Genomic DNA, 12,909 nt, shown 5'->3' on the forward strand with positions numbered 1-12,909 from the left:
TATGAATAAACACAATCCCAACAATGAGAACATCCAATTCCCCTTGACCAACGACCTAGTGTTCAGTTTGGTCATGCAGGATACTGACCTCTGTAAAGAGCTTATCCAACGCATCTTTCCTGAACGAAAGATTGCGGAGCTTAAATTCAGCGATACATATGTGGAAAGTCAGAAGAGCCTGATCAACGGCATCATCGAAAAAAGCGTTCGCCTGGACGTGTTATTTATCGGGGATGACCAATGGTATAACTTGGAACTCCAGACCACCTTTGACGAACATCTTCCCATGCGCGGCCGTTATTATGGCTGTTCCATGGACATGGACCAGATAAAAAAGGGTGAGCGGTACAACCAATTGAAACCCAGCTATGTTATCTTCATCTGCACCTTTGACTTTTATGGTCTGGACCAGGCAATATATAGCTTTGAAAACTATGATATGAGAAACAGCTTGCCATACGGCGATAACTCCTATAAAATAATAGTAAACACAACCTGTAGTAAAGAGAGTACCCCACCAGAACTGAAGGCTTTCTTTGACTATATCAACGATATGGATGTGCCGGAGGATGACCGGTTCATAAAAGCCCTGCACAGCCAGGTGGAGAACTATAATACATCGTATTGGAGGCGGAAGCTGATGACATTGGAAGAGAAGATGAGGATCGACCAGGAACAGGCATATGCAGAGGGCAAGACGGAGGGAATCGCGAAGGGAATTGAAGAAGGTGAGGCGAAGAAGAACTTGGAAAACGCCCTGAAGATGAAAAGTGAGGGGCTTGAAGCTGACTTAATTTCCAGGGTTACAGGCCTTACACCAGAAGAAATTGAAAAACTATAAAGATTTTCCGCATTTAGCGGCGAGCCTTACATTAAAATCACCAGTGAAAAGAGTTAGCTGGTGATTTTTAATATCCTTATGCGATTTCAGAACTAATAGAGGGTGCATCATAAAGGGTAAATGGATCAATCTACCGATTCCTCTTTTTCACTTTCTAATTCCCCCAGCCGCCGATTGACCTTTTTCACTTCGTGTCTGTTGTAAAAATAGAAGCAAGACCAGATTGCAGCAAAAATCAATATCCCCAGCAGTATGTAAGTGGCAATGTGAAACTCATCGGTGACAGGCATCCACCCGAACTTGTAGGCCACAGTGAAGTAACCTGTCAGGCCGACAAAAAAGTGAATGCCGATCTGCTGCCAGAATTGCATTTTTTCGAAAGTATAGACGATTGCTGTAGTACCACAGCAGATGCCGACTAGAGCAGCGCCTAAGGCCTGATGAACAAAATTCTCCATAGTAGGTTTTAGAAACGAGTCTCCGAAAGTCATAACGCCGATGATATTTATGATGATAAAAAAATTCCAGCCCCAGGAGACGCCATAAAAAAGATACTTCAATATTCTCTTCAACATATGCTAGACCCCCAATCGTTCTTTAAACTGTTTCCGGTAACTCCGGGTGATGACTTCTTCGATGCCGTTTTTCATGACGACTTCCATGGTGCCATTAAAAGAAGCTTCTGCGTGATGAATGCGGCGAAAGTTGATGATGGCCGACTTCGAAATGCGGATAAAATCACTGCCCAGGAGTCTTTCCAATTCGTATAACGGTTTAGCGAGGAGATAACGCTCTTTTGACTTGCTATATAATACTAATTCACGTCCTTCAGTGCGAATCACTTCAATGGTCTCCGGGTCAATCAGAAAAACTTTTCCTGCTGACTGGGCAGTGATGATATTTTGCATGCCTTCTTTTTCTAATATTTTAATAGCCTCTTGTATCGACGGAGTTAATTTAGCTATATGTAATACTGCAAAGGGTTCCTCACAGTGTACGTCTATTTGCAGTTCCACTCTCATAAGCAGCCTCCTTCCATGTAGTTATTGTACCACATATCTGTGTTCTTTTCGTGCATTTCATCCTCTTATTTCAGCAACTTACACAGACAAAGAGGCGTGATGATCTGAAGCCATTGCAGCGTATCACTGCAATGTGTATGATGAAAAAAAGAAGGGAGAGAGTCAGATGAGAGAAAAACTTGCTCAAATTGAACAATTAAAATTAAGCTATGGATCGGTGCGTGCAGTTAGTGACGTTTCTTTTGAACTCTATGAAGGGGAAATTTTAGCGCTGATCGGACCCAACGGCTCCGGCAAGACTTCAACGGTAGAGTGTTTGGAGGGACTGCGCAAACCGACTGGCGGCAAAATAGAATTATTTGGTCGTGATCCTCATAGAAACCGCCGCCAGATTTATGAGAAAATCGGCATTCAGCTGCAGGAAACGGAGTATCCTGACAACATTCGAGTAAGAGAATTGTGCAGGCTGTTTTCCGCTTTTTACGAAAATCCAGTCGACTGGCAGGTACTGCTGGCGCAGCTGGGATTATCTGAAAAAGCCAGTCGGATGGTGAAAAAATTGTCTGGCGGAGAAAAACAAAGGCTATCCATTTTACTGGCTTTGCTTCCACGCCCGAAGATACTGATCCTCGACGAACTGACCACAGGATTAGATCCTGAAGTCAGACGAGGGATGTGGGAAAGTCTGAAAGAGATTCGTCGAAGAGGCACGACAATTCTCATGGTGTCCCATTATATGGATGAAGTAGAATATCTTGCAGACCGACTTGTTTATCTTGAAAAGGGCTGCTCTCGTTTTGTCGGTTCCCAAGAACAATTCAGACAGTTTGTCAGAAGCAAGGCACCGACTACGGAATGGAAGGAATCACTTTCGCTGGAAGAAGTATATCTTTTGATTTCACCGAAATCGAAAGCTCTGGAATGGGAGGGAATATTATGAAGAAAGCAATGACCATCTTTCGCATAGAAACGATACTTTTTATGAGAGACTTTTTCAGTTTCTTTTTTACTTTTGCTTTTCCTGTTTTATTGCTGCTGCTTTACGGGAGCATTTATGGAAACGAACCGAACCCATATTTTAATGGACAGGGAACCATGGACGTGTCCGTCCCTGCGTATGCGGCCATGATAATCGGTGTTACAGGTTTGATGGCATTTCCATTAACGATCGCATCCTATAAAGAAAAAAGAATTTACAAACGTTTTGATGCGACGCCCATAGGAAAAGGAAAAATGATGGCGGTGCAGGCAATGGTAAACTTTTTCATGACGATTATCGGTTTCTCTCTACTCTTTATTGTGGGGAAACTGGTGTATGATATCCGGATGGAAGGCAGTTGGTTTCCAATCGCCATGGCAGTGTTATTATCTATTGCGGCCATATTTGCCCTGGGTTTTTTCTTCACAGCCGTTTCACCGACAACAAAGATCAATAACCTGTTGTGCTATATTTCCTATTTTGTGATGATATTTTTATCTGGAGCGACCCTGCCAAAAGAACTCTTTCCGGAAAGCATCGTTCAAATTTCAAAGTTTTTGCCCTTGACCCATGTGGTAAACATTTTGCAGGGAACCTTTCGGGATGCGCCGCTTCAAGAATATCGAGACAGTGTCATGATCTTAGCAGTGGTGATGGTTTTCTGCATGATGACTGGCGCACTGTTATATAAGAAGAAAAGCTGGATGTAAGTAGGAAAATCTTAAGAATTTTATATGGAAAAAGAGATAAACCATGGGGCGGGAACTGATATAATGATAGCAGCTGAATGAAAAGGAGAATTGCTGGTGTCTGATAAAATACTGATTGTCGATGACGAACCTGAAATTGCGGACTTAATGGAAGTCTATCTAAAAAATGAAAACTATGAGGTTTATAAATTTTATACTGCCAGAGAAGCCCTTGCCTGCATCCATACGAATGTAATGGATTTAGCCATCTTGGATCTTATGCTGCCGGATATAGATGGCCTTACATTGTGCCAGAAGATCAGGGATAAATACACCTATCCTGTCATCATGCTGACAGCGAAAGACGGGGAAATGGATAAAATTACAGGCCTTACGCTGGGAGCCGACGACTATGTGACAAAACCGTTCCGGCCTTTGGAGGTGGTGGCGAGAGTAAAATCACAGCTGCGCCGCTATAAAAAATACAATCCTTTACAAGAAATAGACGATTCTGGTGATAGGATGATTCATTCTGACTTGATTCTTAATAGAAAGACCCATGAATGCACTCTGAATGAAGAAGTCATTCCGTTGACTCCTACCGAGTTTTCTCTGTTACGCATTCTTTTAGAGAATAAGGGGAGTGTGGTCAGCGCAGAGGATTTATTTCATCAGATTTGGCAGGACGAATACTACAGCAAGGCGAATAACACGATCACCGTTCATGTTCGTCATCTGAGGGAAAAATTAGGTGATTCTGTAGATAAGCCAAAATATATTAAAACAATCTGGGGGCTGGGATATAAAATTGAAAGTTGATAAAAAAGCGGACTATGGGGTCTTTCAGCATAAACTCATGCAGCGTTTCTGTGCAATCGCGCTGGCGGCATTCCTGGTGGTGATCGTGTTTTATCTGTTTATTTTACAGCAGCGAGTGGGGAATTGGATCGTTGGACTATTGAAATTATTTATGAGGATCGAAGAAGAAGAGGCACTTCTCATCTATTACTTTTATTTTCGAGAGTATAAAGAGGTCTTCTTTTCTGTCGTCATGATCGTCGTCTTTGTTTTTCTGCTTTGGCAGCTATTCCGTTGGATGACCCGATATTTTAAAGAAATCGACCAGGGCATTGATTCTCTACTGGCGGAAGATGAAAATGAAATTCACTTATCACCTGAGATGATGCCCTTTGAGAAAAAACTAAACACCGTGAAGCAGACCTTGGCGCAGCGCAACGCTGAAGCTCGGCTGGCAGAACAGCGAAAAGATGACTTAGTGATGTATCTCGCTCACGATATCCGCACGCCGCTTACGTCTGTCATCGGCTACCTGAATCTTTTAGAGGAGGAAGCAGACATGCCGGCAGACCAGCGAGAAGAATATTTGCAGATTACGCTGGATAAGGCATATCGCTTGCAGAAACTAGTTGAAGAGTTTTTTGAAATTACTCGCTACAATCTGCAGCAGATTAATCTTTATAAAGATTCCCTCGACCTTTATTATATGTTGCTGCAGCTTTCTGATGAATTATTGCCGGTGCTTTCTGGTCGCGGCAACTCTGTCGTGTTAAACGTAGACGAGAACCTGACCGTTTACGCAGATGCAGATAAACTGGTGCGGGTGTTCGGCAATATTTTGAAAAATGCGGCTTCTTACAGCTATGTTGATACGGAAATCATCATTTCGGCAGAAAAAAACGAGAATCAAGTGAGGATTTCTTTTCAGAATAGAGGGGATGCCATACCCGATGAAAAACTGGCTTTACTCTTTGATAAGTTTTATCGTTTGGATGCATCCCGCATGTCGGGCACAGGCGGTACGGGTCTCGGATTGGCAATTGCAAAGGAAATCGTTGCTCTGCATGGCGGCACAATCTGTGCTGCCAGTAAGAATGGTCTGAACACATTTTCGGTCTGCCTGCCTGCAGCAAATTAAGATAATCTCAATGGATCTTAAGATTTTCTTAGGAAAGAAACAACTTCATCTTAAAACTCATAGCACTCCTGTCTAGTACAATGTCTTTGACAGGAGTGTTAATCTTGTACACAGAGAAAGGGGTTTTATTATGAAACAAAATATGCAGAGAAAAGAGAAACGATATAAAAAGACAGTCAGGTTGTTTTTAGCGAGCCTATGCCTCGGACTCATCTTGACTACAGGATGTGGGATAGCGGGCATTGAGGAACAGCCGCTACCGGCAGAAACGTCAAAAAATCACAAGCAGACTGACGCTGGACCGTGGTATTTAACGCTGGTTAACAGGTGGAATCCTTTGCCGGAAAACTATGATTTGGAACTTGCAGAGGTAGAAGGGGGCGAACTGGTAGACCAGCGAATCTATGATTCGCTGATGGAGATGCTGGAAGCGGCTGAAGCAGAAGGCCTGGCTCCGATCGTAGTGTCTGGCTATAGGACGAGAGCCGTGCAACAGCGCTTTATGGATGAAAAAATTGCCGAATTCCGTCAAGAGGGATTCTCTGAAAGTGAAGCGCGGGAATTGGCAAAACAGTGGGTCGCCATTCCCGGAACCAGTGAACATGAATTGGGCCTTGCTGTAGACATCAACGGCGACACTTATGATATTTATCCATGGCTGCAGGAAAACAGCTATAAATACGGTTTTATTTTCCGCTGTCCTGCAGATAAGCAGAATATCACAGGAATCGCCGAGGAAGTGTGGCACTACCGATATGTAGGCGTAGAGGCAGCAACAGAGATGTATGAGAGCGGACTCTGCCTGGAGGAGTACCTGGAATAGATGGCAGGAAATTTTGCACGGATACCTAAACTTCAAAAAACACATCCAGATATTTTCGGCTGTGGTACAGGCGGGAGAAAATATACATGTTGCTGTATAGTTCGATATCGTTGTCGATGGAAAGCAGCGTGCTGATTTTGTTCATGCGGTAGCGAATGGTGTTTTTGTGCTGAAACATGGCCTTTGCCGTCATCTCGATATTTCCGCTATTATGTACAAAATTGAGCAGGGTATCAATCAATGCTGAGGAACTGCTTTCGGTGGACGATAACGCATTCAGAATATCCTCGTAGTATTTGACATAATACGGCGTAAAGCAATTGGCAAAGAAAAGAGCATCAGAACCGATATTTGAGAATCTGCAACAGCTCTTTTCATCTATGGTGCAGCTGGTATTGGCAAAGATGGCTTCCAATAGCAGATTGGAAATATCGGTAAACCCGTGAATGGGACTGCCCAGGCCGACTTGGTAGTTTTTGAACAGTTCCTGTGAAAAAAAATCACCTTCCAATGTCTCTTGAAAAGCCTCTGCAACTGCCGGGTTTGACGTATTGCAAGTGCTGATTAGAAACATCCCGCGCTTATAGGCTGCAAAGGAATGAACAAAGGCAGTTCCCTGCAGCTGAAGAGGGATGGCGTCTCGCAGTTCTTCCATAATTTTGTTGTAATCTGACATGGCCGCAGGAGAAATGACGGTCGTGTCAGTTTTTTTTGATATATAAGCGGCAAAGACGGTATCAGCGTAAAAGAAAGCATTTATTTTTCTCAGCAGCACTTCTTTTTCTAGAGCATTTTGGCTTCGGTCAAAGATCAAAGTATGGAAAATTGAATTGCTCAATGTGGTATGCAGATTATCCGATAATTCATTGCGAATGGCTACGATGATATCATCGACGTATAAATCAGAAAAAAATAGAATCGGTACATGATGCTGGTCAGCATAACTCTTCACTTCATCAGGCAGATCTTCGTAGTAAAGATCTTTGATGGCGATGGCTGCCACCTGGTTGTTGATCAAGAGCTTGAGGCACTTCTTTGCAAATTCCACATCGTCCTTTGCCGCATAAAGGGTCGTGACGACGAATTCTCCCCGGCGAAAATTTTTTACGATGTCGAGGTCTTCTTCCCACTCGAAATAGCCGGTACTGTGGACGTCGTTGTGCAGACCGCCCGCACCAGCTGCGATACGAAAATCTTTGAATAAAGGATGGGAGAGAAGCGTCGAAACAATTGCCATATCTTGTAACCTCCGATCGTTATATGATGTTATAAATCATTATAAATCAGCACGGCTGGAAAGTCATTGAAAATTCAAAAAATAATTGGATTTTGTACAAAAGTGAAAAAGGGGAATTTGCTTTTGTACAATTGAACTCTCTGCAGAAATTGATATAGTTAATATATACCTTTGTCGGCTGAAGGTTTGGGTAATGGTTTTCAAGAAAGGAGAAATAGAATGGCAGCAAATTTTAAATTCGATGTAGATTACATAAGAGAACAGTTTCCAGCACTGAGCATAACGGTGAACGGGTTACCGGCAGCTTTTCTCGATGGTCCTGGAGGAACACAGGTTCCAAAGCGGGTAGCAGAAAAAGTCAATGAGTATATGTTTTATCGAAATGCCAACGAGATGGGTGCGTTTAAAACATCTCAGGAGAGCGACCAATCGGTCCTCGATGCAAGAGGCATCTTTGCAGAATTTTTCAACTGCGACCCGGAGGAAGTTGCATTTGGAGAAAATACTTCTTCTATCAACTTCAAGCTATCCTATGCCTTTGCCAGGGCGCTGAAGCCGGGAGATGAGGTTTTGATCACCAATATCGACCACGAGGGAAACAGGTCACCATGGAGGGTGTTAGAGGATTTTGGCATCGTCGTGAAATGCGTGGACATCGATCCGCAGACGATTACTCTGAACTTCGAAGACTTCAAAGAGAAGCTTTCTGACAAGACAAAAATCCTTGCCATCAACTGGGCGGCAAACTCCTGCGGAACGGTAAGCGATGTGAAGAAGTTCATCGCAGAGGCGCATAAATACGGAGCTATCACTGTCGTAGATGCGGTTCACTATGCGCCGCATAAGGTGATTGACGTCAAAGAAATTGATACGGATATCCTGGTTTGTTCCGCCTACAAATTCTTTGGACCACACCTGGGCGTAGTATATGTGCGCAGGGCTTTGGGCGATAAACTGGTTTCCACTCGGGTCATGGCTGGCGACAATACCGAAATGCCGCTGAAGATGGAAACGGGGACCCTTGCTATGGAACTGGTCAACGGTGCGGCAGAAGCAGTGGAATTTATTGCCGACTGCGGCAGACTTCATGCAGGACAACTGGAAGAGGAGCTGGAAGGCTTATCGGGACTGAGAAGAGATATCGTAGCGGGTCTGCGGGCTTTCGAAATCTATGAAGAGAGCCTTGCTAATAAACTGAGAGAGGAACTGGGCAAAATTGACGGCCTTAAAATTTATGGACCTGGCGCAGAGTCCCCGAGAACGTCTACGGTTTCTTTCACACTAGAAGGCGTCAACGCCAATGAAATTGCAAAGTTCTTTGCAGAAAGAGGATTGTTTGTCTGGGACGGCGACTTCTACGCCATAGCGACTATCAATAATGTGCTGGGTCTTGCGCCAGCGGGCGGATTCCTCAGAGTCGGTTTTGCTCCATATAACCTCCTGTCCGATGTGGAGAGAGTTGTGGATGCGGTGAAAGATTTTATCAAGACGAAATAGTCATCAACAGCAGGAGCCTGGGTTTCCACCTGAGACCCGGGCTCCGTTTCTTCATTGGAGGTAATGATATGACATTAAACACGTATTCCTTTGAACTAGCGACAAAAGTAGTATTCGGTCCCGGGACCATCGAGGAAGCTGGACGAGAAGCTAAAAAATTGGGCATGACAAAGGCCATGATTATCGCTGACCAGGGCATCATCCATGCAGGGCTGACAGCGCCCGTTGAGGCAGCTTTGCTGGAAGAAGATATTCATTTCGTCATCTACGATAAAATTGTGCCAAACCCAAGAGACTTCCACTGCCTGGAAGGTGCTGAGTTTGGCAGGGAGCACGAAATAGATGGTATGATCGCCATCGGAGGAGGCAGTTCCATCGATACGGCCAAAGCGATTGGAACACTGATGACAAATGGCAAGGACATCAGAACTTGGGCGGGATTAAACCTTCTGGAACGAGAAATTCCGCCGCTCATCGCCATACCGACAACGGCAGGAACAGGATCTGAGGTGACTTTTGATGCAGTCATCACAGACACTAAAACCCATGAAAAATTGAATATTCTCGATTTGAAAATCGCTCCAAAGGTAGCATTAGTAGATCCGCAGACACTGCTAAAACTGCCTTCGAGAGCCATGGCAGCCTGCGGTATCGACGCATTGGTCCATGCGGTAGAAGCCTATACCTGCAAGGCAGCCTGTCCTCATACAGACGCTTATGCGCTCTATGCTATCGATATCATTCAAAAAAATCTTCGCAGTGCGGTAGAATCACCAGATATAGATAACTGCACAGGCATGGCACTGGGCAGTACCATGGCAGGCATCGCTTTTGGTTATTCTGATGTAGCGGCAGTCCACTGTATTGCGGAGGCACTTGGGGGCAGATATGACACGCCTCATGGCGTGGCCAACGCTATTATGCTGCCGGTAGTGACGGAATTCAATATCCCGAGCAATCTTGAGAAGTATGCGAACATGGCAAAATACCTGGCAGTAGATACATCGAATCTGACAAAAGAAGAAGCGGCTTACAGCTGTGTTGGCGCTTTACAGAAGTTGTGTGAAGATGTAAAGATTCCAAAAATGAGGGAAGTCGAAGGCATCAGCCCTGTAGATTTTCCCGAACTTGCCGAAGCTTCTTTCCGAAATATTTCCACCCTCGACAACCCGCGAGAAATCACAGTAGACGATTATCTGTATTTGTTAAATAAAGCCTATTTCGAATTGTCGGATTAAACTGCGCCGGGATGGGGTATCCAATCACCGTGCAGGAAGCGGCACGCTGATTGGAGGAACTATGAGAAAAATTGTTTTATATATCGCTATGAGTTTGGACGGATTCATTGCAGAGCAGTCAGGAGGAGTGGACTGGCTGAAGGGAGACGGCTCTGAACCGGATAGTAAGGGAAGCTACCCGGCATTTTATGAAAGCATCGACACGGTGATTTTAGGATATACCACTTATCATCAAGTGGCCACAGAGTTGTTTCCAGAAAAATGGATTTATAGTGGGAAAAAGAGTTATGTTTTGACTCATAAGGACTTGCCAGACACTGAGCATATCGTCTTTACCAAAAGAAATCCAGGGGAACTTTTAGCAGATTTAAAGGGGACAGAAGGCGGAGATATCTGGATTTGTGGCGGAGCAGATATCGTCAACCAACTGTTAGAACTTGATTTGATTGACCGGTACTGCATTTCGATCATACCGATGATTCTGGGCAGGGGAATTCCGCTCTTTCAGAACAGATCTGTACAGAGAGCGCTGAGATTAATTTCAACCTGTAGTTATGATGGGATTGTGGATTTGGTTTACGAACCCAGATAAGGGCAAAAAGATGAAGCTTTGCATATTCTATGGGTATCTAGCAAAAAAGAGGTGTCGTGTATATGAAAATCAGAACACTGCTAAGAAGTGATATGAAAAGGCTCTCAGATTTGTATCGACAATTTTGGGATGAACAGTCTGACGTACAAAAGATGGAAAAACAGTTTGACATCATACAGCGGGAAAACAGTCATCTCCTCCTTGGTGCAGAGGAGGAGGGAATCCTGATCGGTTCTGTCATGGGCGTCATCTGTAAAGAATTGTATGGAGAATGCCGTCCATTTCTGGTCATAGAGAACATGATTGTCGAGAAGGGCGGACGACGAAAAGGCATTGGCCGCGCTTTGCTGTCAGAACTAGAAAAAATGGCAAGAGATAGGGGCTGCACACAGATGATTTTGGTCACGGAAATCGAGAGGCGTGATGCATGCCAGTTCTATGAATCCTTTGGCTTTCAAAAGAATAACAAGGGATATAAGAAAAAACTATAGCTGAAAAGAATTCGCTGCTTAAAAACATGATTCCGTCTGAAGGGTACATAAAAACGGCAGATCGCAGAGAAGCTGGTCTGCCGCTTTTCTTCATATATTGCGATAGGTGATTCCATTGTCTTTTGCAAAGTTTTCTGCTGCAGAATCTGTTTTGCACAGCAGAGTGAAATAGTTGAGTTTATAAGCCCGGGCATGTTCATACATATAACCGAAAGCACACTGGCCAAGATCTGTCACAGAGGCGGGAATGAACAATTCTGTTAAATCCGGACAGGTAAAGATGCCGAAGTCGGCAATTTCCTTTACCCCATCGGGGATAGAGAGTTTTTTTAGATAACGGAGATCGCTAAATGCTCTCTGGGCAATTTTCTTTAAGGTGTCAGGCAGGATGATTTCCCGGGCAATAGATTTTTTCCCCAGGGAAATGACGTCTGTACCGATTTCAGTGACAGGGCAGCCTTCAATGGCAGAGGGCAGGATGATAACTGCTTCAGGTTCGGGGATTCCCGTGATGATTGCTGTTGCATCATCTCTGATATCGTATTCTAATTTCATAGTAGAAACTCCTATGTCTTATTTTTCGTTGAGGCTCATCAGGTCAAAATGTGCATTTTCTGACGCCCAATGGACTTCTGCCAGGAATTTTGCCACTTCTTCAGCTTTGTACTCCTCGAACAGTTTCAGTATTTCCCGATGCTCATCATTCGTTGCGGTTAAAGTACGGCTGATTACGCCTTCGGGATCATCGAGATAACTTTTTTTCAGAAATTTATTCTTCATTTTCGCTAATTCTTCAATTAAAGCGCTGTTGCCGCATTTATCGATATAGACTTGATGAAAAGTTTTCTGCTGGACTAAATACATCTCGTAATTCTTTGATTGAATGGTAAGTGCCATGCTGTCGATATAGAATTGCATATCCTTGAAATCCTTTTCGCTCAAGTTCGGACAAGCTAATCGAGCGGCTAATCCATCGAGATCACCGATGATTACATATAGCTCCGAAGCTTCTTTTTCGGATAGGCTTTTTACGACAAAACCCTTGCGGGGCACATTGTCTAAAATACCTTCGGAAGCGAGTTGAATCAGGGCCTCTCTGACAGGGGTTCTGCTGATGGAAAGTTCTGCGCAGATGACATTTTCATTTATTTTTTCTTCTGGTCTGAGATTACCTGCTAAAATCTGATCAGCGATGTAATCATAGACATGGTCTTTTAGTGTTTTAAACTTGTTCATATTCCGTTTTCACTCACTTTCTAATAGCTTATAACATAAATATAACATATTTTATGCAAATAGTGAATCCTATTTCCAAACATTGTATATAAAATATTTTATATTTTGATCGAGAAACCCTTGACAAAATATTAAAATATTGTATATAATATATCTATAAAACAAAGCAACTTGATTTTGAGAGGAGAAACAAAATGAAAAAGTTTAACCACGTAATCGTAAGAAGACCGTGCAAGGCAATGGTAGAAGGTATCACAAGCGGACTGTATCCGGGAAAGCCAGATTTTGAACTGGCCCTCAAGGAACACGATGATTACATAGAAGCGCT

At 43.7% G+C, this 12,909-nt stretch carries 14 protein-coding genes and 1 pseudogene; 10 read left to right on the plus strand and 5 right to left on the minus strand.

The features are described from left to right. The first annotated feature begins 1 nt into the window (after window position 1). Window positions 2-841, plus strand: coding sequence for an Rpn family recombination-promoting nuclease/putative transposase (locus ACMQ5W_RS12805; protein ID WP_419025504.1), 840 nt, complete (start codon window positions 2-4; stop codon window positions 839-841). A gap of 125 nt (window positions 842-966) precedes the next feature. Here ACMQ5W_RS12805 and ACMQ5W_RS12810 read toward each other — a convergent pair whose 3' ends face one another. Beyond that, the gene (locus ACMQ5W_RS12810) at window positions 967-1,416 is read right to left on the minus strand and encodes a DUF3021 domain-containing protein (RefSeq protein WP_419025505.1); all 450 of its coding nucleotides are present in this window, start codon (window positions 1,414-1,416) and stop codon (window positions 967-969) included. 3 nt (window positions 1,417-1,419) lie between these two features. Next, complete coding sequence (locus ACMQ5W_RS12815; protein WP_419025506.1) at window positions 1,420-1,863, minus strand: LytTR family DNA-binding domain-containing protein; 444 nt, start codon at window positions 1,861-1,863, stop codon at window positions 1,420-1,422. A gap of 166 nt (window positions 1,864-2,029) precedes the next feature. Between ACMQ5W_RS12815 and ACMQ5W_RS12820 the strand changes: the two genes are divergently transcribed. From ACMQ5W_RS12820 to ACMQ5W_RS12840, 5 genes and pseudogenes are all read left to right on the plus strand, one after another. Further along, complete coding sequence (locus tag ACMQ5W_RS12820) at window positions 2,030-2,803, plus strand: ABC transporter ATP-binding protein (protein ID WP_419025507.1); 774 nt, start codon at window positions 2,030-2,032, stop codon at window positions 2,801-2,803. Next, window positions 2,800-3,552, plus strand: coding sequence for an ABC transporter permease (locus ACMQ5W_RS12825; protein WP_419025508.1), 753 nt, complete (start codon window positions 2,800-2,802; stop codon window positions 3,550-3,552). The genes ACMQ5W_RS12820 and ACMQ5W_RS12825 overlap by 4 nt, the downstream gene beginning before the upstream one ends. A 96-nt stretch (window positions 3,553-3,648) precedes the next feature. Continuing rightward, entirely contained in the window at window positions 3,649-4,350 is a 702-nt protein-coding gene (vanR, locus tag ACMQ5W_RS12830; protein ID WP_419025509.1) for a VanR-ABDEGLN family response regulator transcription factor, read from the plus strand. Then, entirely contained in the window at window positions 4,340-5,467 is a 1,128-nt protein-coding gene (locus ACMQ5W_RS12835) for a sensor histidine kinase (RefSeq protein WP_419025510.1), read from the plus strand. Before vanR ends, ACMQ5W_RS12835 begins: the two co-directional genes overlap by 11 nt. 274 nt (window positions 5,468-5,741) lie before the next feature. Next, window positions 5,742-6,290: pseudogene (locus ACMQ5W_RS12840) on the plus strand (M15 family metallopeptidase); the annotation flags it as partial. Between the two features lie 25 nt (window positions 6,291-6,315). On the opposite strand, the gene ACMQ5W_RS12845 reads toward ACMQ5W_RS12840, so the two are convergent. After that, a complete protein-coding gene (locus tag ACMQ5W_RS12845; RefSeq protein WP_419025511.1) occupies window positions 6,316-7,527 on the minus strand; it encodes a PucR family transcriptional regulator in 1,212 nt (403 codons plus the stop codon). Window positions 7,528-7,746: 219 nt separating this feature from the next. On the opposite strand from ACMQ5W_RS12845, the gene ACMQ5W_RS12850 reads away from it, so the two are divergent. From ACMQ5W_RS12850 to ACMQ5W_RS12865, 4 genes are all read left to right on the plus strand, one after another. Then, window positions 7,747-9,024 (plus strand): cysteine desulfurase-like protein, encoded by a 1,278-nt coding sequence (locus tag ACMQ5W_RS12850; RefSeq protein ID WP_148492826.1) that lies wholly within the window; start codon window positions 7,747-7,749, stop codon window positions 9,022-9,024. A gap of 68 nt (window positions 9,025-9,092) precedes the next feature. Further along, complete coding sequence (locus ACMQ5W_RS12855) at window positions 9,093-10,262, plus strand: iron-containing alcohol dehydrogenase (RefSeq protein ID WP_419025512.1); 1,170 nt, start codon at window positions 9,093-9,095, stop codon at window positions 10,260-10,262. A gap of 61 nt (window positions 10,263-10,323) precedes the next feature. Continuing rightward, window positions 10,324-10,854, plus strand: coding sequence for a dihydrofolate reductase family protein (locus tag ACMQ5W_RS12860; RefSeq protein ID WP_419025513.1), 531 nt, complete (start codon window positions 10,324-10,326; stop codon window positions 10,852-10,854). Window positions 10,855-10,916: 62 nt separating this feature from the next. Then, window positions 10,917-11,345, plus strand: coding sequence for a GNAT family N-acetyltransferase (locus tag ACMQ5W_RS12865; protein WP_148492823.1), 429 nt, complete (start codon window positions 10,917-10,919; stop codon window positions 11,343-11,345). Window positions 11,346-11,435: 90 nt separating this feature from the next. Here the strand turns inward: ACMQ5W_RS12865 and ACMQ5W_RS12870 are convergent, their stop codons facing one another. Together ACMQ5W_RS12870 and ACMQ5W_RS12875 are read right to left on the minus strand one after the other, a co-directional pair. After that, window positions 11,436-11,900 (minus strand): leucine-rich repeat protein, encoded by a 465-nt coding sequence (locus ACMQ5W_RS12870; RefSeq protein ID WP_148492822.1) that lies wholly within the window; start codon window positions 11,898-11,900, stop codon window positions 11,436-11,438. Window positions 11,901-11,918: 18 nt separating this feature from the next. Beyond that, on the minus strand, window positions 11,919-12,581 hold the full coding sequence (locus ACMQ5W_RS12875; protein WP_148492821.1) for a GntR family transcriptional regulator: 663 nt from the start codon (window positions 12,579-12,581) through the stop codon (window positions 11,919-11,921). Window positions 12,582-12,909 lie beyond the last annotated feature (328 nt).

Source organism: Emergencia sp. (genome assembly GCF_048465375.1).
In the GTDB taxonomy this organism is placed as follows: Bacteria; Bacillota; Clostridia; order Peptostreptococcales; family Anaerovoracaceae; genus Senimuribacter.

Coding starts and splice junctions, on each gene's coding strand:
- ACMQ5W_RS12805 (WP_419025504.1), top strand. CDS start 2: ATGAATAAACACAATCCCAACAATGAGAACATCCAATTCCCCTTGACC.
- ACMQ5W_RS12810 (WP_419025505.1), bottom strand. CDS start 1,416: ATGTTGAAGAGAATATTGAAGTATCTTTTTTATGGCGTCTCCTGGGGC.
- ACMQ5W_RS12815 (WP_419025506.1), bottom strand. CDS start 1,863: ATGAGAGTGGAACTGCAAATAGACGTACACTGTGAGGAACCCTTTGCA.
- ACMQ5W_RS12820 (WP_419025507.1), top strand. CDS start 2,030: ATGAGAGAAAAACTTGCTCAAATTGAACAATTAAAATTAAGCTATGGA.
- ACMQ5W_RS12825 (WP_419025508.1), top strand. CDS start 2,800: ATGAAGAAAGCAATGACCATCTTTCGCATAGAAACGATACTTTTTATG.
- ACMQ5W_RS12845 (WP_419025511.1), bottom strand. CDS start 7,527: ATGGCAATTGTTTCGACGCTTCTCTCCCATCCTTTATTCAAAGATTTT.
- ACMQ5W_RS12850 (WP_148492826.1), top strand. CDS start 7,747: ATGGCAGCAAATTTTAAATTCGATGTAGATTACATAAGAGAACAGTTT.
- ACMQ5W_RS12855 (WP_419025512.1), top strand. CDS start 9,093: ATGACATTAAACACGTATTCCTTTGAACTAGCGACAAAAGTAGTATTC.
- ACMQ5W_RS12860 (WP_419025513.1), top strand. CDS start 10,324: ATGAGAAAAATTGTTTTATATATCGCTATGAGTTTGGACGGATTCATT.
- ACMQ5W_RS12865 (WP_148492823.1), top strand. CDS start 10,917: ATGAAAATCAGAACACTGCTAAGAAGTGATATGAAAAGGCTCTCAGAT.
- ACMQ5W_RS12870 (WP_148492822.1), bottom strand. CDS start 11,900: ATGAAATTAGAATACGATATCAGAGATGATGCAACAGCAATCATCACG.
- ACMQ5W_RS12875 (WP_148492821.1), bottom strand. CDS start 12,581: ATGAACAAGTTTAAAACACTAAAAGACCATGTCTATGATTACATCGCT.